This is a genomic window from Acinetobacter parvus DSM 16617 = CIP 108168, assembly GCF_000368025.1.
Taxonomy (GTDB): domain Bacteria; phylum Pseudomonadota; class Gammaproteobacteria; order Pseudomonadales; family Moraxellaceae; genus Acinetobacter; species Acinetobacter parvus.
This window is the reverse complement of record NZ_KB849210.1, coordinates 110,421-129,899: the sequence shown is the minus strand read 5'-3', so window position 1 is coordinate 129,899 and position 19,479 is coordinate 110,421. Positions and strand designations below refer to the sequence as shown.

Here is a 19,479-nt window from a genome sequence, read left to right as displayed (position 1 = left end):
ACATGAACTCAAAATATCCAGTGTCTTATCAACCGATTCGGGATATTCAGTTTGAGGGGCTGCACCTGATTGAGGCCTCGGCTGGAACAGGCAAAACCTATACCTTATCCAGTTTGATGGTGCGGATTTTTCTGGAAAAATACCTGCCGAATCAGGTCATTGCCACCACGTTTACCCGTGCTGCCGCCGCCGAGCTAAAAAGCCGTATCCGTTTGCGTCTGGTGGAGATTCAGCAGTATCTGGAACCGTTACGCAGCGTACTGGAAACTGATATTCACATGCAGGCGGAGCAGGAAACTGATCCACTGAAACAGCATGTGTTAAAAACCTTTGCGCCACGTATCGCCTATGCCTGTGAACGGCTAAAACTTGTGATTGACCAACTGGACGAGCTGTTTGTCGGGACACTGGACAGCTTTAGCCAGAAGCTGTTGCGCGAGTTTGCCTTTGAAAGTGGCAAGATTGAACGTGCCCAAATCACTGAGGATGCCAAGAGCTATACCCGCCAACTGATTCATGATGTGTTACGCGAATGGATTCAGTCGCAGCCACAACAGGTGATTGATTTTTTATATATGAGTCAGCAACTAAAGAGCGTAGATCAGTATATTAAAGTGGTTGAAGAAAGTTTGAATTTTAGTTCAGCACATTTGAAACAAGTAGATTTGCCTGTGTTTAGCACCGTTGCGTTTGAATCATGCTTGCATCAGTTCGCAGTAACTTCTTCGCAGTACTTACAAGAATTACAGGATTATTATCTACTCAATGGTGCATATTATAAGTTTATTAATAAAAATGCTTTTGCAAAAGATCGTTTTCATTTCATTTTTCAAACAGGCTTAGTTCGGCTGGCTCAGCAAATTCAAGAGCAGGGCATAAATATCTATTTTGATCAAAACGCGTTCAAAGACGTCGATGTTTTATTTTTAGATTCTAAAGGACGAGCTCGAAGCAGTATTTTTAATAAATGTGATCAAAGTATTCAGGACTGTTTTTACCAGCATCCTTTGATTCAGTTATTAAAAGATATTTGGGAGATGAAACTTAAAATTCAAAATGATTTAGATCAATTCAATACCTATTTACAGTTTCATCTTTGTCAGCAAGTCAAAAAGCGTTTGCCTCAAGTGTTGCAACAAAAAGGTGAAACCACTTTTGCCCAGCAGATCAAAACCCTGTCAGATGCCTTAAAGGGCGAACAGGGACAACATTTTGCGGTATTTGTACAGGCACGTTATCCCTTAATTCTGGTCGATGAGTTTCAGGATACCAATCAGGATCAGGATGATATGCTGGCGAGCATCTGGCGGCATCCACAGCGTTACCAAAAAGGTTGCATGATTATGGTGGGTGACCGTAAACAGGCGATTTATGGCTTCCGTGGCGGCGACATGCTGACATTCCTGAATGCCTATCAGGATATTATGGCGAAGCAGGGGCGTGAATATAAACTGATCCACAACCACCGTTCGGTCAAAGAACTGGTTGAAGTGGTTGATGTGCTGTTTCAGCGGCAAATGGATTTTGGCGAGCAGGTGATCTATGACCCAATTCAGGCTGGTTCACGTCCACATCCTGCCCTGATTGACAAGGAACAGTTCAATCTAGCACCGTTGCGCTGGCTGCAACTGCAAGAGGGCAATGAGCAAGCGACTCAAGTGGCCTGGAAAATTCAAAGCTTATTGAATCAGGCGCATTTGCAGCAGCTATGCCTGGATGGTGAGATACGCAAAGCCATTTGTGAAGATGATATTGCGGTGCTTTCCCGTAGCCACCGACAACTGGACGAGGTTCAATATGCACTGGAATACTTGGGAATTCGTGTGAATCGTCCCTCAAAGCGCAGTGTGTTTGACTCAAAGATTGCACAGGATATAGGCGCTTTACTCACGGCGTTGCTTGATCCTTATGATGAAGCCAAGCTCAAACGGGCTTTACTCAGCCGTTTATTTGGCTTTGATCTGGCTCGATTATTGGCCTTAGAACAAAGTCCAGAGGGTCTGAGCCATTATATCCAGCAATTCGATGACATCCGTGAGATGTGGCTGAATCAGGGCTTTTTATCGGCATGGCAACGTTGTTTAAATCAATTTGAAATTTGGCAGCAACTGGTTGCCACCCAGAGCAAGGACAATGAACGGGCAGTGGTCAATCTGCGCCATCTCACTGATATCCTGAGTCAGCACAGCGAGCATGTGCAGGGGGCACAAAACCTCTATCACTGGTATTTAAAGCAGCTCAATTCACCAAGTGACCGTGAATGGGAGCTGGAACATAAGCTTTCCAGTGAAGCTGGGGTGCAGTTAATGACTATCCACCAGTCCAAGGGTTTGGAATTTAAAATCGTCTTTTTACTTGGAGCAAATAAAGCAGCACCAGACTCAAAAAAAGAGGCTTTAAATTTTTCAACCACGGAAATCCAGTTACCAGAAACAGGGCAGACCCGAATGCAACGCGTGGTGGCGATTGCGGATAAAAACTTTCTGCAACAGAATGAGCTGGATCAGCACCAGCAACGGGCGCAGGCTGAGCAGAACCGTTTGTGGTATGTGGCGCTGACCCGTGCCAGTCATCGGGTCTATGCGGTGTTTGAACCTGAAAAGGGAGATAAGAACAAACTTTCAGGATTGGCATTCTGGAAGAATCAGGGTGAGGCATTCCAGCATCCACACTGTCTGGATGAAGCTCTGGTTTTGGAACGACCACAGGCTCTCCACCGCCAGCAACAGACCCAACAAAGAATCCCACTTTCTGCTCAGCCTTTACCTATGCAGCGTTTTTATGCACGAGGCAAGACCAGCTTCAGTTATCTGGCACAGCATTTAAGACACAAGGCCAGTCATGCGGATCGTCTGGCCAATATTGAGCAGAACTTTGATCAGGCTGAAGATGAGCTAAACGTTATACTGACAGCATTTGCGCCTGTTTCCCAACCAATCGCGTGGATTAAGCAATATTTTCCGAAAGGAACACTGGCTGGAAATTTCCTGCATGAGATTTTTGAGCAGATTGATTTTCAGCGACCTGAAACATGGGTTGAGGAAATCCGCCGCCGTTTTAAGAATACCTATCAAGGCTTATGGTTTGACTTGCTGGATCAATACCAGAATCACTTTCCAGCACGGGAAAATTCAGAGCAGCAACTATACCAATGGATTGCGGTATGGTTGGGTGAGGTATTGGCCACGCCACTGAACGATGGTTTCCAATTAAAACAATTGCTGACAGGACAATATCTGTCGGAATGTCCATTTTATCTGGCCTTGTCGGATCGTGTGCTGGCCATGCAGCGCGTACAGCAACTGTTCACAGAATATGGCATCAGCATGCCTGAATTACTGGAGGCGAAATCTGCCCGTTACTTAAATGGCTCTATTGACTTGGTCTATTTTGACGGTCAGCGTTATCACATTGCTGATTATAAAAGTAACTATCTGGGCGCTGAACAGGCAGATTACCAGCCTAGCCAAATTGCAGATAGTATGTCGCTGTCGAGCTACTGGTTACAGGCGGCCTTGTATCTGGTGGCACTGCACCGCTATCTGAGCGTGAAACTACAGAATTATCAGATTGAGCAGCATCTGGGTGGGGCATCCTATCTGTATTTGCGTGGCATGAATGGACAGGCGCAGCAGGGCTATATGTACTGGAAACCTGATGATGAATTTATCTTGCGTCTGGATGCCGTCCTCGGATACTTCTCTGAGGATAAAATGGGTAAACCAATGTAGATAAAAGTAATTAATTTAGATTAAACAGTAGCTTACTATGTGGATAAGCATGTTTATAACCTTGTGGACAAGCGTGTGGGTAAGTTTGAGGATAACTCTGTGGACAAACAGGTAAATAATCAGTCAGCAACGGCGGGCTGGCTTGAGATGTGGAGTAGCTATCTCACACAGGCACCATTTTCCCAATCAGCTCAGGCAGTTGGCGCGGCGCAAATGCTACAGCAACTGATTGAGGCCAGCCTGCAAGGCGACAGTTGTATTGAGGCAAATCCAGCACAGCTTGAGGCGCTGGGCGATCTGGTGGTTTGCAGCGATGTTGCAGGCACTCACGTTGCCCCATGCGTCCACGATCAGCAGGGCTTGGCATTATACCGATATTGGCAACTGGAACAACGCCTAGCTGATCAGATTTGTCGATTAAAGCGACAAACGATTCAGTTGCTCGATACAGCACCTTATCAGCACTTGCTCAGCGATGAACATCAGCAGGCCGCCCTTAAAATGGTGATGCAGCAATGGTTGAGTATCATTACAGGGGGGCCAGGAACAGGCAAAACCTATACGCTGGCTCGTATTATCGCGGTACTGAACCAGATGATTCCTGACCTGCGCATTGCGATGGCGGCACCGACAGGCAAGGCAGCCCAGCGTATGCAGGAGGCCTTGCAACATTCATTGAATGACCCCAAGCTGCTTGAGTCGGGATTGGTCACCGATGAACTGCGCCACCAAAGCACCCAGACCCTGCACCGTTTGCTGGGTATAGGCAATCGGCAGATCCCACGTTTTCATCAAAAGCAGCCTTTGCCCTATGATGTGATAGTGGTGGATGAAGCCTCCATGCTGGACTTGAATCTGGCAACCCTGTTGTTTGAGGCGGTGCCTGAAAACTGCCGCATTATTTTACTGGGTGATGCCAATCAGCTGGCTTCTGTGGATGTGGGTTCTGTACTTGCAGACTTACAGCAGGTGCAGGGCTTGGCTGAAAACCGTGTCCGGTTGCAAAAAAGCCGCCGTTTTGCGGGTGAGGCAAAAATTGGACAGTTGGCAAGATTTATTCAGGCCCAGCAGCAGCCAACACAACATGCTCAGGTATTGACCAGACTGCAACAGGAGATTGCTGCACCTAGCAGCTTGCAACCGATTGCATTATCCAAAGACATGTCAGACTTTATTCAACTGGAATATTTGCCCAAGTATGGTGAGTTCGAAATTGAACCCTATCAACAAAAGCTGATGTATGGGTTTCAGGGCTATGTTGAGGCACTGCAACACTATGTGCAGGGCGATGAACCAGAACCGTATATCCAGCAGGTGATACACGCATTTGATGATTACCGAATTTTAACCGCCGTTCGACATGGGCAACTGGGATTGCAGCAACTGAACCGTTATGCTGAACAGTGGCTCAATCAGCAGCTTAAACAGATTGCGGTGGGCGACTGGTATGTGGGCCGTCCCGTGATGATGACCTACAACGACTATCAGCTTGGAATCTCCAATGGAGACATTGGCATTTGTTTTAAACATAGAAGCCAATCTCAGCAGTTTGAGGTGTATTTTCCAAGTCTGGATAAATGGATTGCTGCACACCGCTTACCTCGTAACATGCAAACTGCATTTGCGCTCACCATTCACAAATCACAGGGCTCTGAATTTACCCATACCGCGATTGTTCTGGATGCCCCCGCAGAGAAGTTACTGAGTCAGGAACTGATTTATACCGCAGTGACGCGCGCAAAAAAAGTGGTCAGTATTCTGGCCGATTCAGGCACCTTGCAACAGGCGCTTACAATTCGAACAGTTCGCCGTAGTGGTTTAGTACAAAAGATCAATTTTGCTGGATTATAAAGTTATTCTTTAAAATTCACCGTTTTGTAAGAAAAAGCTTACAAGGATTCGAGATATTGTCGCTAGAGCAAGCCGAATGTTTTTGAGATTATGGAAACACAACGAATCTGGCACGGAAAGCTAGATAAATCGCAAAACGATAATAAGAAAGTCTGAAAGACAGCGAACTTACAGTGAGGTAAGTGATAAAAGAGGAAACTTACAGCCGCTAAGCCTTGTAGTTTTGGGAGAGACTACAGGGCTTTTTTATTTTTATCCATATTAAATGAATAAAATCATGATAAATATTGGTTTTATTTTAACCAGTATTGTTTAAACTCTACTTGTTCAAGCATTGCGTCAGATCGGTTGCATGTCTTGTCCATGCACATTTATCTAGTGAAAAATAACGGCAACATCTAAAAGCTACGGTATCGTTGTTTGACAGCTTTTCTGGATTATTCAGTTAAATGTTATAAAGAACCGTACGTTTTTGCTTACAAAGAGATGAGAGAAATCCTATTTTTCTTCATAATTAATTTCGACAGAATGGTAAGTACAGAGGAAAGAAGATATCACCAAAGGAAACGTAAAAATCATAAGATTGTGGTAAGCGTTCAGAGGGTCTGAATGAAAAATAACAAGCAATAAAAATAAATCAAAACCAGAATAATAAAAACTACGCGCAAAGGCTCAGGTGAAAATCTGGGCTTTTTTGTGCGTAGCTGTTCTTCAACTGATTAAACCAGATCATTTTCACTACGGTCAGTGGCAAATAATGAGCGGCGCTGGTTTTTCGGGATTTTTGGACAGTTATTTGAGATTTGGTACAACATTTTTGTCAGCGCAGGCAAGTGGGTACCGACTACAGATTTTCCTGTGGTGAGTAATGACACACTGATATCACGCTCTGGATCGGCCCAGTATAAAATATTCGAGAAGCCAATATGTCCAAAAGCCTGTCCTGTCATTGGCCCAAACAGACCGACAGGGTTGCTGCCCAGCATTGGGCCAAGTGCATAACGCATTGGCGCAAGTAAACTACGGTCGATACTGACGCCAGAGGTCGGCAAGGTCGAACGGAAAACGGTTTTGGCACTCATGATCTGTTTGCCCTGATATTCACCACCACTGAGCAACATTTCAAAAAAACGTCCTGACTGCTCTGCACTGGTGTAGATGTTGCCAGCAGGGCAGATGATGTCCATGAAACGTGTGTCATTGGTAATGTCCACAGCGGTTTGTAGCCCAGCACCCAGCACATGCTTTAAATAACGATCCGTACCTAAACCTGGATGCATGCCAGTGGCGTAGTTCATTGCCACATCTGCGCGGTACTCTGGTTTTAGGCCATAGTTGAAATAATCCAGACCCATTGGCTTTTCAATATGTTCAGCCAGATATTCACGCACGCTTTGTCCTGTGACACGCTTGATCACCTCACCCAGAATATAGCCTGCGGTCACGGCATGATAGGCAAGATGCGTACCTGATGGTGAAACTGGCTTGGCCGCGCACAGGCGTTTTAGAATCTCTTTCTCATCAAACAGCAACTCAGGGGTGATCTCACCGTCGATCCGTGGAATTCCACCGCGATGTGATAACAGGTGGAACAGGGTCGCACGCCGTTTGCCATTGACCCCATATTCAGGAATGTAATAGCTGATTGGATCCAGCAGGTTCAGGTCACCACGCTCATCCAGCATGTGTACCAGCATGGCCGTGACCATTTTAGAGGCTGAGAACAGGCAAACGGGAGTGTCTGGTGTGCCGATCTTGGCATCAGCACCCAGACCATCGGGAGTGTTGCCCTGAGCGTAGCCAATGCTACGGTTCAGCAGGATTTGTCCCTGACGGCGTAGACATAGGGTAATTAAAGGATAGTTCCCCGTTTTATAAAGACATTCAACACTATCCCAAATCTTCTGGACCTGCTTTTCCGTCAAGCCCCCCAATTCAGCCGCGACTTCATCTTTGGAACGAATGACTTGATTGAGGTCATCTGGCACATAACAGGTATTGGTGGATAAGATTTTCACGATTCCCTCGCTAATTTTTCGTTTTCTTTCATTTCTATTGTAAACTGAAAACAGAATTGATAAATAGTTTGCCTGTTTTTCTGACAATTGTCATTGTCCCAATGATGAAATAAAAACATTTTTGCAATATAGCCATAGATCACTTAAAATAGGCGAATTGCTGTAGTGATGCACGGCAATCAGTTGCTTGCAACTGATCATTATCATTTTATTTTTTAAGCATCTCGGAGAAATCGAATGGCTTTAACTAACGCAGATCGCGCAGAGATCATCGCTAAATTTGCTCGTGCTGAAAACGACACAGGTTCACCAGAAGTACAGGTTGCTTTGTTGACTGCTCAAATCAATGATTTGCAAGGTCACTTTAAAGAGCACAAACATGACCACCACAGCCGTCGTGGTTTGATTCGTATGGTAAACCAGCGTCGTAAACTACTTGACTATTTAAATGGTAAAGATCACGGTCGTTATGTTGCTTTGATCGGCGCATTAGGTTTACGTCGTTAATTCGATTTGGCTTTATTTTCGGTATTTCGCATGTTGCAATGCCTTAACGCTGAAAACAAAGTTTCGCCTGATTTAAGTTAGGCGATTTTTAGAAGGGGCGCATGTTCGCTCCTTCTTTGTGTTTAAATTTATTTAAAAATTTTGATCTGGTGCGATGGCTTCTAAGCTTTGTCATTTATCCACACGCCAGTTGTGGTCTGAATGCCAAACCTTAGGGGTCTCACTAGAATAACTTTTTAAAAGACATCAGGAAAATATAATACATGTCAATGTTTAATATCGTTCGTAAAGAATTCCAATTTGGTCAACACCAAGTTGTTTTAGAAACGGGTCGTGTTGCACGTCAAGCAAATTCAGTTTTAATCACAATGGGTGGTGTAACTGTGCTTGTTGCGGTTGTGGCTCAGCCAAAAGCAAAAGCGGGTCAAGACTTTTTCCCGTTAACTGTGAATTATCAAGAAAAACAATATGCGGCGGGTCGTATCCCTGGTGGTTATGGCAAGCGTGAAGGCCGTGCTTCTGAAGCAGAGACTCTAATTTCTCGTTTGATTGACCGTCCAATTCGTCCATTGTTCCCAGAAGGTTATTTCAACGAAATCCAAGTCACAGCAACAGTTGTGTCTTCTGACAAAACCATGGATGCTGATATTGCTGCAATGTTGGGTACATCTGCTGCATTGTCGATTGCAGGCACACCTTTCCGTGGTCCAATTGGTGGCGCACGTGTTGGTTTGATCAATGGTGAATATGTTCTTAACCCAACGTTAGAACAACTTGCACAATCTGATCTTGATCTTGTGGTTGCAGGTACAGAGTCAGCAGTGTTAATGGTTGAATCTGAAGCGAAAGAACTTTCAGAAGACCAAATGTTAGGCGCAGTACTTTTCGGTCATGACGAAATGCAAATTGCTGTACAAGCAATCAAAGAATTTGCTGCAGCTGTTGGTGCGAAAGAATCAGAGTGGGTTGCTCCAACTAAAAATGAAGCGCTTCTTGAGCAATTAAAAGCAGCTTTCGAAGCGAAAATCTCTGAAGCATATACCATTGCGGTAAAACAAGACCGTTATGCAGCTTTGGATGCGTTGTATGCAGAAGCTGTAGCTCAGTTCGTTCCAGAAAATGACGAAACTGGCATTGCAGACGAAGTCAACGAATTATTCGAAGACCTTAAATACCGCACAGTACGTGACAACATCTTGTCTGGCAAGCCACGTATTGATGGTCGTGATACAAAAACTGTTCGTGCTATCGACGTTCAGGTTGGCGTGCTGGGCCGTGCCCATGGTTCAGCATTGTTTACCCGTGGCGAAACTCAGGCACTTGTGACTGCAACTCTGGGTAACACACGTGATGCGTTGATGGTTGATACCTTGGCTGGTACCAAAACTGACAACTTCATGTTGCATTATAACTTTCCTGCATACTCTGTAGGTGAAACAGGTCGTGAATCTGGTCCTAAACGCCGTGAAATCGGTCATGGCCGTTTGGCGCGTCGTGGTGTACAGGCGGTACTTCCTCCAGTTGACCGTTTCCCGTATGTGTTACGTGTGGTTTCAGACATTACTGAATCAAATGGTTCATCTTCTATGGCGTCTGTATGTGGTGCTTCGCTTGCACTGATGGATGCGGGTGTTCCGCTTAAAGCACCAGTTGCGGGTATCGCAATGGGCTTGGTGAAAGAGGGTGAGCGTTTTGCAGTACTTTCAGACATCCTGGGTGACGAAGACCATCTGGGTGATATGGACTTTAAAGTAGCAGGTTCTGCAAACGGTATTACTGCGCTTCAAATGGACATCAAGATTGAAGGGATCACTGAAGAAATTATGGAAGTTGCATTAAACCAAGCTTTTGCTGGTCGTATGCATATCCTAAATGAAATGAATAAAGTCATTTCACGTGCTCGTGCAGAAATCAGTGCGAATGCACCGACTTTCGAGGTGATTAACATCAATCCAGACAAGATTCGTGATGTGATTGGTAAAGGTGGTGCTACCATTCGTGCCATTACAGAAGAGACCAAAGCTGCGATTGATATCGAAGACAATGGCACAGTTCGTGTATTTGGTGAAACGAAAGCTGCTGCTCGTGCTGCGATTGCAAAAATTCAGGCACTGACTGCTGAAGTTGAGCCAGGTACAATCTATACAGGTAAAGTGATTCGTATCGTTGAATTTGGTGCATTCGTGAATATCTTGCCAGGTACGGACGGTTTGCTTCACATTTCGCAAATTTCAAATGAACGTATTGCCAACGTGACTGACGTGTTAAAAGAAGGTCAGGAACTTAAGGTTCAGGTTGCCGATGTTGATAACCGTGGTCGTATCAAGTTGACCATGAAAGACATCGAACAAGCGTAATCACTGCAATCGACTGACAAAAAGCTCGCCTTGTGTGGGCTTTTTTATGGCATGATATTTTTAGGATTTAAATGAATATCAGGGTTATGCAGCTTTATTATTTTTATCGTCATAACAGTGAAGATGCGATTTTTATTAGTGCGGAAGAACAATCAGAATATACGCTGGAATTTTTGTGGGTGGATAGTTTAAGGCAGGATCTGGTCAACCATACAGAATCCTGGCAGAAGAATGTCTATGAACACACAGGGCTGGTTCTGAATGAGTTTCATCTGCGCGACCTACTCAATATTGAACATCCGTGTGCTTTCGACAGTGTTGAGGAATATGACCTGCTGGTGTTCCGCAAACTGATTAGCCCAGACGACCAGATTTATGAAAGTGACAGTCCACTGGAATCCCATGAAAGTGTTTTTGGCCTGGCCACCACACCAGTGAGTTTTATCCTCACGCCGAATGTCCTGGTCAGTTTAAGGGAGCAGGGCAATAAGGCGATGGAAAGCTATATTCAACGTATCCAGACCATTATGGGGCGGGCGATTGAGGAACAAAATAAACCCCGTAAATTACCAAGTACACCTGCTGATTTATCACTTCGTTTATTAAACAGCATGATTGATGGCTACCTAAACCTGCGTACCCCACTGACACGCCGTGTTGAATATTGGCAGCAACAGTTATTGCAAGGAAATCGTCGATTTAAACAATGGCATCAGTTGTTTCATGAAGATATGGCATTTCAGCAGATTGAAAATCTATGTGAAGAGCAAATTGAAACCTTGCAAGAGTTTCGGGATGAGCTTGTAGATAATTATCATCATGTGGTTGGAGAACATAAACACAAAACTCAAGATATTCTGTTGGTTCGTTTAAATGATTTGATGAGTCATGTCGAACGCGTGCAAAAGCATACTTTACGCTTGAGAAACGCCATTCAATCAGCCATTGATTTACACTTTTCGGCTATTGCGAATCAGACCAATGAAAATATGCGGATTTTGGCGATCATCACCGCCGTATTCGCACCCCTGACCTTGCTGACGGGAATTTATGGAATGAACTTTGAGTTTATTCCAGGATTAAAGTCACCTGTCGGGTTCTGGATCATGCTGGCGGTGATGTTATTAAGCACAGTGCTGTTGCTGTATTATTTCTATCAGCAACATCTGGTGGGGCGGGGTGAGCGTAGTGTGATTGACCTGCTGGCGCAGCAGCATAAACAACGCAACTTGAACCTGCTCTGGTTTCTGGACTATGAACCGATTAAGCAAACCCTCAAGGAGGTTGAGAAAATGACTAAATTTAAGTAACCAATGGCTGTATAGAACTGAGCCAAGTTTATTATTTTTTAAGCTTTAATTTTATTTCGTTAATATTTTGTATTTGTAGGTTTATGCTTTATTTTTTAAATAAAATTATAGGTTTATTTGAGATTCTAATGATTTTTATTTTATTGAAAGGTAAATAAAAATACCAAATTTCAGTGATGTTGCTACAAAAAATGATCATTTATAATTCAAGTCTAAAATATAAGGGGGAGAAATAGAATGTCATACCGTTTATCAATAACATTGCTGCTTTTGCTGCCGTTGATGGGATGTGAACTGAAAAATGAAGATCAAAATAAATCAAGTTTGAATGAGCATACCCCATCGGGTTCATCGTTGATGGCGCAATACCCAATGCTGGCTGAATATTTAGACATGGATGAAAGTGAGTTTAATATTTATTTAAACACTGGCTTGGACAGCATAGGAGTGCGTGATCTAACCAAACCAGAGAATATTAAGTCACTCAATATTGGCTATCCAGTTGATACCCAGAAAGCGACTTATGTGATGCGTTCGGTTTTTAATTTGGCTGCACTGAAAAAAGACGATCTTTTGTTTGTCGATGATGCCCAGTCTTCAAGAACAGATAGTTTTGAGATTAAGAGTAGTGCAAGCAGTAGTTTAAGAGATCAGCAATGGTCGGTTGGCGGTTCTGCAAATATTAAAAGATTCGGTTTTAAAGTTGCAGCGAAATATCATCATGCCGAAGCGAATGCCACAGCCAGTACGGTAGGAAGTGTTTCTGCGATTATGCGTCAAGTGGGTGCGGGTAAGACGATTACAATCGGCACTGTGAGTATGGATGATAGTGGTGATAACTTTACTGCATATTTAGTTGGAACAGCACTGACTGAAGAAGAGCTTGAAAAGAAAGTACATACCGTGGTTGAACCTGCGAGTGTAGGCAAATGTCATTATATTAAAGCCGTTAATATTGATGGTAAACCGTTGGATAAAGGGAACATCTATGGCAGTATTCAAGTGCTTTCAAAAATGCAGACTATTTTTGCGCAACTTCAAACACAATATAATCAATGTAATGATGCTGAAACTCGTCAAACGTTAGTGGTCAATATGCGAGAATTGCGTAAGCACATTATTAAAGAGATACAAACATTTTATAAGCAGAATGGCGATTCTTTTGTCACAAAAGTTGAAGTGATGAATCGTGCGATTGGTGAGGGAAAACTAAGTTTTGGTAGCAACAGTAGTAATTCAGAGCATTATAACGGAGGTGGATTATCCATATCTTATAGTGGTATTGGCGCAGGAGGTGGAGTCTCCGCTGAGTTTACTGAATCTTTAAGAAAGGCAAAATCAGATATATTTAAAAACATTAACATCACCGTGACAGCTGAACCTGATTCAATTGGTAATTCAATTGATATTTCTGGATGGAGAAAAGAACTCGGAGATTGGATGAATAATCTAAGTGTAGAAGCAGGGAAGGCTATTGTACTTCCTACAGCAAGTACACTGCCAAAAACGGTAGACATCAAATTTCCTGATACTGAACTTCAAAAGCCAAAAGAAGAATTACAGCCCCCTAGCCATTTGTTTAAGAGTTTGGATGAATGGGAAAAATATTATAAAAAAACAGATCCAGAAAAAGATGCACAAACAACACAAGCAAAAGTAGAGCAGGGACAACCTCAACCTCAACTCAATAGTTCTGTAACACTCTATCAACAGTTTCAAAAAGAGCTGAATGCTTTAAATGAGGCAAGAGATCAACAAAAACAAGCGGAGCAAAAACCGTTACTGTTTGCGCTGAATGCAGACGACAATGGTAATAATGTACGAGTACCAGGTACATTTACCAATGATTTTGAATTACGTGCTTATGATGAGGTCATCCCTCAGTTACGCCCAGATTTGAAAATTCCTGACGAAACAGAACAGACGTTCGAGGGATATGAAAATTTACAGACTTTAATGATAGAGCTGGAAAAACTTGGACGTTTAAATAGTTATTTAAGTTTCTTATCGACTTTACCTGTGAGTCAGGTTTCATCTGAACTCAGTCAAAAGTTCAGTCAATTTTATAGCAATGCCGCAGATAAGGCTTATGAAATCATAATCCAATCAATGACCGCTGGTGTAGATGTGAACTCGAATATCTTGAATGGTTGGATGCTGGATCAGCTTGGTAAGATTGCGAAGACAGCGGAAAATGCCAATATTTATCAAGGTAAATTGTATGAAGAATTGGGAACACCTGAATATTATGATTATGTGAGAACATTGTTAGACCCTGTAAAAGGTAAAGTCTGGTCGGAGGGATCTGGGGGATATATGCCACTCCGTATCCAGGCGAATGGCGAGCCTGAGTTGGCCATTTGGGCAGATATTTCAGCGTATAACGATGATAAGTACGGCAACAAAGTCATGCAATCTGTGGCTTATCGAGACAGAGGGCAAAATCCTTTGAGTCTGTATAAAAATACCCCAATGCAAACCCCATGGTATCCTGTATATATTTTTAATCCTCAGGATCAAGGAAAAGACAAAGCGACTTTGGTCTTTATACAAATGTTCGGTGCATATCAGACAATTTATGGGCGTGCCTGGGTAGTACAACCCACGCCACAATGGCTTGGAACAGTGGATAAAAACCATAACGATGGTGTGTATATATCAAAAGACTCAGGGATTGCACCAAGTTTAGAATCGAAATGGGCATTTTGGGCAAGTTCAAAAGATGATAAACAAGATCGTTATCAGGTGCTGAATGATGAAATGAAAAAAGTTATCTTTTCATCAGGCAACTCATTCTTACCTGATGGCAACTGGGATTACTCGCTCAACTTCCCTTATACGAGCAGCCCTGATGATAAACTTTGGAAAAAATTTAATGTACTTTATCTACCATTGACGGGACATGATCAATCTACCTCTAAACCAATCTTGGGTTTACATTCGGTTGCTCGACCCTATAACCCAAACAATTCGTTAGGTGCATATCGGTATTTTAAAGATCAGGCAGGAACTGTATATAATCAGCAGAAGCAAATCAAAGCTATCCCTCAGTCACAGTCGTTAGTGTTATTACCTTTAAATACTAAAAATACCGATTTTTATCAAAATACAGCGGCAAAAACTGGTTATTTACTGCCTTTTGACTATGCGCCGAAACGTGAAGCGATTGATATTGTGAATGCAACCAGTATGCAAACCTTTCAAAAATTAGCACTGTTCAATCAGTTAAGTAAATGACCAGACTTGAAATTGATTGAAATATAAGCATCATGGCTTATATTTCAGTTTTTATTTTTCAATTAATGAAAATGTTTTAATTGCCTGCGGAGTTGCTGCACTTCATCAATCAGGTCCAGCATCACCGCAACCGCAGATAGGCTGGCATCAAAGTCACGTTGTAAACGATAGGCTCGACGTGCTCGGGCGACATCTTCACCGATAAACTGATAACTTTGTGGATCGACTTGGATTTGTAAAATTTCATAATCAATCAGTTTTAAAACCCAATCTGTACTTTGGCCACATGCTTCTGCAAAGTGTTCGAGATCAAGTGCCAATTGTTCATCAATAATTTCAACTTGGCAGTGACCGTCATATTGAATTTCTTTGTATTGAATAGTTGTCATGATCTTGCTCCTTATGAGGCACGAGGTCGGAAAGTGGAGAAGGCTTCGGCAAACTGTTGATAAGCCTGTTGTTCTTGTTCACTGTGTGCTGGTGGTAAAACAATATTAATAATTAGATATAAATGCCCTGCGGTTTTATTTGGTATTCCTTTATCTTTGAGACGTAATTGTTGTCCATTTTTGGCATTTTTAGGTAAGTTGACTTTGAGTTGCCCTGCGGGAGTATTGACTTCAATGCTTTGTCCTAGAGCTGCTTCCCACGGAGTTACATCAATAGTTTGATAGACATCAGCCCCTTCAATACGAATACGATCGGTATCTTTATATTGGATTTCAATATAAAGATCACCATTTTCACCGCCATTAATACCACTTTGCCCTTGACCATTTAAGCGAATTTGCTGACCTTCTTTCATTCCTTTTGGAATCTTAACCTGCAAGGTTTTCCGCTGTACTTCAGGCTCACCATAGACGTTATAAGTTGGAATTTGCAAGGTAATCTGTTGGGTTGAACCGTGATAGGCAATATCTAAGTCAACTTGAATGCTGGCATGCTGGTCTTCGCCCTTGTAACTGCGTTGCTGGCGTTGCGAACGCTGCTGCCCACCACCAAAACCTGAGCCAAATCGACCAAATAAATCCTCAAAGCCACTAAAGTCTGCACCCCCATCGTCTGAACTTTGGCGATAGAACTGGGAACCATCGAATCCACCCGTGCCCTGACCAAATCCGCCAGCACCCTGACCAAAGCCAGCAAAACCCTGCGGATGATCCAGCATCTGGTCATATTCAGCCTTTTTAGTGGCATCACCCAAGGTATCGTAGGCGACATTAATCGCCTGCATTTTGGCTTCAGCATCTGCCTCTTTACTAATATCTGGATGATATTTCTTTGCCAGTTTACGATATGCTTTTTTGATTTCGTCTGCTGAGGCATCTCTTGAAACACCGAGCTCTTCATAATAATTTTTTGCCATGATCTTAAATATAATAATGAGATGTTTCTTTTATTATGAAGCGAATTGCCAAGATTTCAATAGGCTGGATTGTATAAGACTTGTTTTGTTGTTTTGGAAAAAATGCCAGCACTTTGGCTTGGCTGACACCGATCATGATATCCATTGGGCTATAACTTTAACTGAGATAGAGTTTTGGATAAATGCCTTATCCAGTAGACCTTAACGTAAAATAAAAAAAGACGGCAGCCCGTCTTTTTTTATGAGAAAAATCAATTAACTCAAATGTTCACCAAATAAGGCCAAAGCCTCTTCGGCGGTAAATTCATAGCGTGCATTACAGAACTGGCAATCCATCTGAATTGGATTCTGTGCTTCCAGCGTTTCGTGTACCGCATCCACCCCAATCTGGATCAGCGCATTGGCACAGCGTTCCTTTGAACAGGTACAACCGAACTTTAATTGCTCAACATCAGGTAAACGTACCTCTTCCTCGTTATACAAACGATAGAGAATTTCATTGGCTGGTAGGTCGGTTAGCTCTTCTGGTTTTAGTGTTTCAGTCAGCATGGTCAGACGTGGCCATAAGTCCTCATCCACCAGTTTTTGTTCTTCCTCATTATTGCGCGGAAGCAACTGAATCAGTAAGCCACCCGAACGTTTACTGTTGGTTGCCAGAACAATATGTGTTGGAATCTGTGCAGACAGGTCATAATACTGCATCAGGCAACCTGCCAGTGTCGGTTGATCCAGTGGTACAATCCCCTGATAGCGTTCGCCATGCTCAGGTTCGATATTGATAAATAGAACAGGACTGCTCAGTGATGCAAGTACAGTACGGCTATCCGACCCCTCTACGAATCTTGGGTCATCTTCATAATCCGCCAGTGCGCGCACTTCACCCAAGTGGTTGCATTCCGCCATTGCCCACTTGAATGTGCCATTGGCTTGAATTTGCAGGCTGATACGGCCACGGATTTTAAGCGTGCTTGCCAGTAAGGCGGTGGCACTGAGCATTTCACCCAGCAGGCTTTGCACCGCAGGCATATATTCACGTTGTGCCAGAATGGTTTGCAGCGTTTCTTCCAAATGAACCACCTCACCGCGAACAGGGCAGTCTTCAATATAAAAGCGTTGGCGTAAATCAGACATCTTTTTCTCCAGTATTCCGTACAGCGCACAAACAACGCTTTGACTTGCCAAGTTTGAAAGACTTCACAAGTGGGTGAATGGCGGTATGCAGTCAATAATGGTGGCGCTTTACCAAAACTCAAGATGTTTCATGCGGCGATTTTGCAGCAGTTTGTGTCACCTGATCATCAGGCAAGCATTCTGGAGAAATAATTTTTATGTTTTCAAATAAATACTCAAGTTCAGCTAGTGCATTGGGATAATGGTCCATTGTTGCATACTGATCATGAGACCAGAGCGACTGATTCAGCAACTGTTGATCCTGCTGCTGGAACTGGCTGATTTGTACCTGTGCATCCGCAGTTGAACATCCAGTTTCAATCAGTGCCTGTTGGGCCATATCCACAGAAGATAAATAGGTTTCACGCCAAACATGCTGAATGCCCAAATCATGCAGTAAATGGGCATGATGACGGTCACGCGCACGTACCAGCAAGCTCAGGTCTGGATAATTTAAACGAAGATGACGAACCAGGTTCATGCTGTCCTCAACATCATCAATGGCAACAATCAGCAACTTGCAATATTCAATACCTGCCGCACGCAGATTTTCGACTTGGGTGACATCGGCATCCAGAAAATGGTGTCCATATTGTTCAATAAAGTCGGCATCGGGCTGGTTGCTGTCCATCACACTGAACTGCCTGCCTTGCGCATGTAAGGCGCGTGCAACGACTTGTCCAAAACGCCCAAAGCCCACGATCAGAATGGGATGCTGTGGCACATCCTGAATAGGTGCAGGCGTTTTTTTCTGTATCAGGGGTAAGATTTTGGCATTCATTAGCCAATACAGCAGTGGGGTGAGCAGCATCGAGCCAAATATGATCAGCAAGGTCGGTTGCAAAATCTCTTTGTTGAGTAACTGTTCGGTTTCTGCGATTTTTAGCAGAATAAAAGACACTTCACCGCTTTGTGTCAGCAGGATGGACAGTCCAAGGCTGAACTTGGTAGAACGGTGCTGATAATAACTGCATGCCGCAATCACAACGGTTTTAATCAGCAACAATCCAAGAATGCAACCCAGAATGAATAAAGGTGACTGTAGCAGGGGAGCCAGGGAAAGTCCCAGTCCTATGGCAAGGAACAACAACCCGATTGCCGCATCTCTAAAAGGGGAAATAATCCGTTCAACCTCTACCTTAAACTCAGTCTCTGCCAGTAAGATGCCTGCCAGAAAAGCGCCAATCAGTACATGGATATTCAGAATATCTATGATTAAAACCACTGAGAGAACAATCAATAATCCCAGAACTGGAATCAGCTCAATACTATGGCGATGTGCCAAAAAGCGAAAGGCAGGACGAACCAGATAACGGCTTGCGAGAAACAAGCCTGAAATGGTAGCAATAATCGCAGCGAAATAGGCGATTCCATGCTGGGTTGATGCGGTGTCTTCCAGTAGGGGAAACAAGCCAATCAGAACCACTGCAAACAAGCTGTGTAACTGTAGGCTGGATAGTGCAGTCTGCCCCAATTTACTGTTGATTTGTATTTTATTTTGAAGCAGTTGCTGTACAAGGGTGATGCATGACAGGGCAAGTGCAAAGCCCAGAATCATACTTTTTAGAAAATCCTGTAGGATGAAAAAACTGGCACTGACCAAGAAAATAATGCTAAGTAACAGTGGCAATCCACTATTGATCATCAGACTATGGCGCTGTACCCAGAGTTGTTGCGGTTTAAAGGCAAAGCCCAGAAACAACATCAACATGATCATGCCCAAGTCAGTCATTTGACTGATTAGCCCTGCATCATGAATCAGATTAAAAACACCAGAACCCAGCAATAGCCCTACGATTAGATAACCCAAAATAGAGGTTGAGGCATAGCGTTTTGCCAATGGTGCAAAGATTAAGGTCGCAAGCAATAATAAAATGATTTGTAGCAGTAAGGACATCTAATGCCTCAAATTTTTATGTTTCTCATATTCAG

At 43.3% G+C, this 19,479-nt stretch carries 11 protein-coding genes; 6 read left to right on the top strand and 5 right to left on the bottom strand.

Features of this window, described 5'->3' with window-relative positions; genetic code table 11:
- The first annotated feature begins 2 nt into the window (after positions 1–2).
- Positions 3–3,731 carry a UvrD-helicase domain-containing protein gene (locus F988_RS01285; RefSeq protein WP_004680675.1) on the top strand — a complete coding sequence of 1,243 codons (3,729 nt, stop codon included), beginning with the start codon at positions 3–5 and terminating at the stop codon, positions 3,729–3,731.
- 147 nt (positions 3,732–3,878) lie between these two features.
- Positions 3,879–5,582, top strand: coding sequence for an exodeoxyribonuclease V subunit alpha (gene recD, locus F988_RS01280; protein ID WP_378251354.1), 1,704 nt, complete (start codon positions 3,879–3,881; stop codon positions 5,580–5,582).
- A 719-nt stretch (positions 5,583–6,301) separates the two neighbouring features.
- Here recD and F988_RS01275 read toward each other — a convergent pair.
- A complete protein-coding gene (locus F988_RS01275; protein WP_004680673.1) occupies positions 6,302–7,600 on the bottom strand; it encodes a serine hydrolase domain-containing protein in 1,299 nt (432 codons plus the stop codon).
- Positions 7,601–7,837: 237 nt separating this feature from the next.
- Here F988_RS01275 and rpsO point away from each other — a divergent pair, with 237 nt between their 5' ends.
- The 4 genes from rpsO (at position 7,838) to F988_RS01255 (ending at position 15,011) form a co-directional block, all read left to right on the top strand.
- Positions 7,838–8,107: a 30S ribosomal protein S15 gene (gene rpsO / locus F988_RS01270; RefSeq protein ID WP_004637724.1), complete on the top strand. Its 270-nt coding sequence runs from the start codon at positions 7,838–7,840 to the stop codon at positions 8,105–8,107.
- Positions 8,108–8,376: 269 nt separating this feature from the next.
- Complete coding sequence (pnp, locus tag F988_RS01265) at positions 8,377–10,464, top strand: polyribonucleotide nucleotidyltransferase (RefSeq protein ID WP_171062016.1); 2,088 nt, start codon at positions 8,377–8,379, stop codon at positions 10,462–10,464.
- Positions 10,465–10,550: 86 nt separating this feature from the next.
- A complete protein-coding gene (locus tag F988_RS01260; RefSeq protein WP_010589390.1) occupies positions 10,551–11,774 on the top strand; it encodes a magnesium transporter CorA family protein in 1,224 nt (407 codons plus the stop codon).
- Between the two features lie 237 nt (positions 11,775–12,011).
- Positions 12,012–15,011 carry a hypothetical protein gene (locus tag F988_RS01255; RefSeq protein ID WP_004680670.1) on the top strand — a complete coding sequence of 1,000 codons (3,000 nt, stop codon included), beginning with the start codon at positions 12,012–12,014 and terminating at the stop codon, positions 15,009–15,011.
- Positions 15,012–15,073: 62 nt separating this feature from the next.
- Here the strand turns inward: F988_RS01255 and F988_RS01250 are convergent, their stop codons facing one another.
- The 4 genes from F988_RS01250 to F988_RS01235 form a co-directional block, all read right to left on the bottom strand.
- The gene (locus tag F988_RS01250) at positions 15,074–15,400 is read right to left on the bottom strand and encodes a chaperone modulator CbpM (protein WP_004680669.1); all 327 of its coding nucleotides are present in this window, start codon (positions 15,398–15,400) and stop codon (positions 15,074–15,076) included.
- Between the two features lie 11 nt (positions 15,401–15,411).
- A complete protein-coding gene (locus tag F988_RS01245; protein WP_004680668.1) occupies positions 15,412–16,377 on the bottom strand; it encodes a DnaJ C-terminal domain-containing protein in 966 nt (321 codons plus the stop codon).
- A 255-nt stretch (positions 16,378–16,632) separates the two neighbouring features.
- Positions 16,633–17,508, bottom strand: a complete 876-nt coding sequence (hslO, locus tag F988_RS01240) for an Hsp33 family molecular chaperone HslO (RefSeq protein WP_004680667.1) — start codon at positions 17,506–17,508, stop codon at positions 16,633–16,635.
- Positions 17,509–17,626: 118 nt separating this feature from the next.
- Positions 17,627–19,444, bottom strand: coding sequence for a cation:proton antiporter domain-containing protein (locus F988_RS01235; RefSeq protein ID WP_004680666.1), 1,818 nt, complete (start codon positions 19,442–19,444; stop codon positions 17,627–17,629).
- Between the last annotated feature and the right edge of the window lie 35 nt (positions 19,445–19,479).

Coding starts and splice junctions, on each gene's coding strand:
- F988_RS01250 (WP_004680669.1), bottom strand. CDS start 15,400: ATGACAACTATTCAATACAAAGAAATTCAATATGACGGTCACTGCCAA.
- F988_RS01245 (WP_004680668.1), bottom strand. CDS start 16,377: ATGGCAAAAAATTATTATGAAGAGCTCGGTGTTTCAAGAGATGCCTCA.
- F988_RS01260 (WP_010589390.1), top strand. CDS start 10,551: ATGCAGCTTTATTATTTTTATCGTCATAACAGTGAAGATGCGATTTTT.
- recD (WP_378251354.1), top strand. CDS start 3,879: ATGTGGAGTAGCTATCTCACACAGGCACCATTTTCCCAATCAGCTCAG.
- hslO (WP_004680667.1), bottom strand. CDS start 17,508: ATGTCTGATTTACGCCAACGCTTTTATATTGAAGACTGCCCTGTTCGC.
- pnp (WP_171062016.1), top strand. CDS start 8,377: ATGTTTAATATCGTTCGTAAAGAATTCCAATTTGGTCAACACCAAGTT.
- F988_RS01285 (WP_004680675.1), top strand. CDS start 3: ATGAACTCAAAATATCCAGTGTCTTATCAACCGATTCGGGATATTCAG.
- F988_RS01255 (WP_004680670.1), top strand. CDS start 12,012: ATGTCATACCGTTTATCAATAACATTGCTGCTTTTGCTGCCGTTGATG.
- F988_RS01235 (WP_004680666.1), bottom strand. CDS start 19,444: ATGTCCTTACTGCTACAAATCATTTTATTATTGCTTGCGACCTTAATC.
- rpsO (WP_004637724.1), top strand. CDS start 7,838: ATGGCTTTAACTAACGCAGATCGCGCAGAGATCATCGCTAAATTTGCT.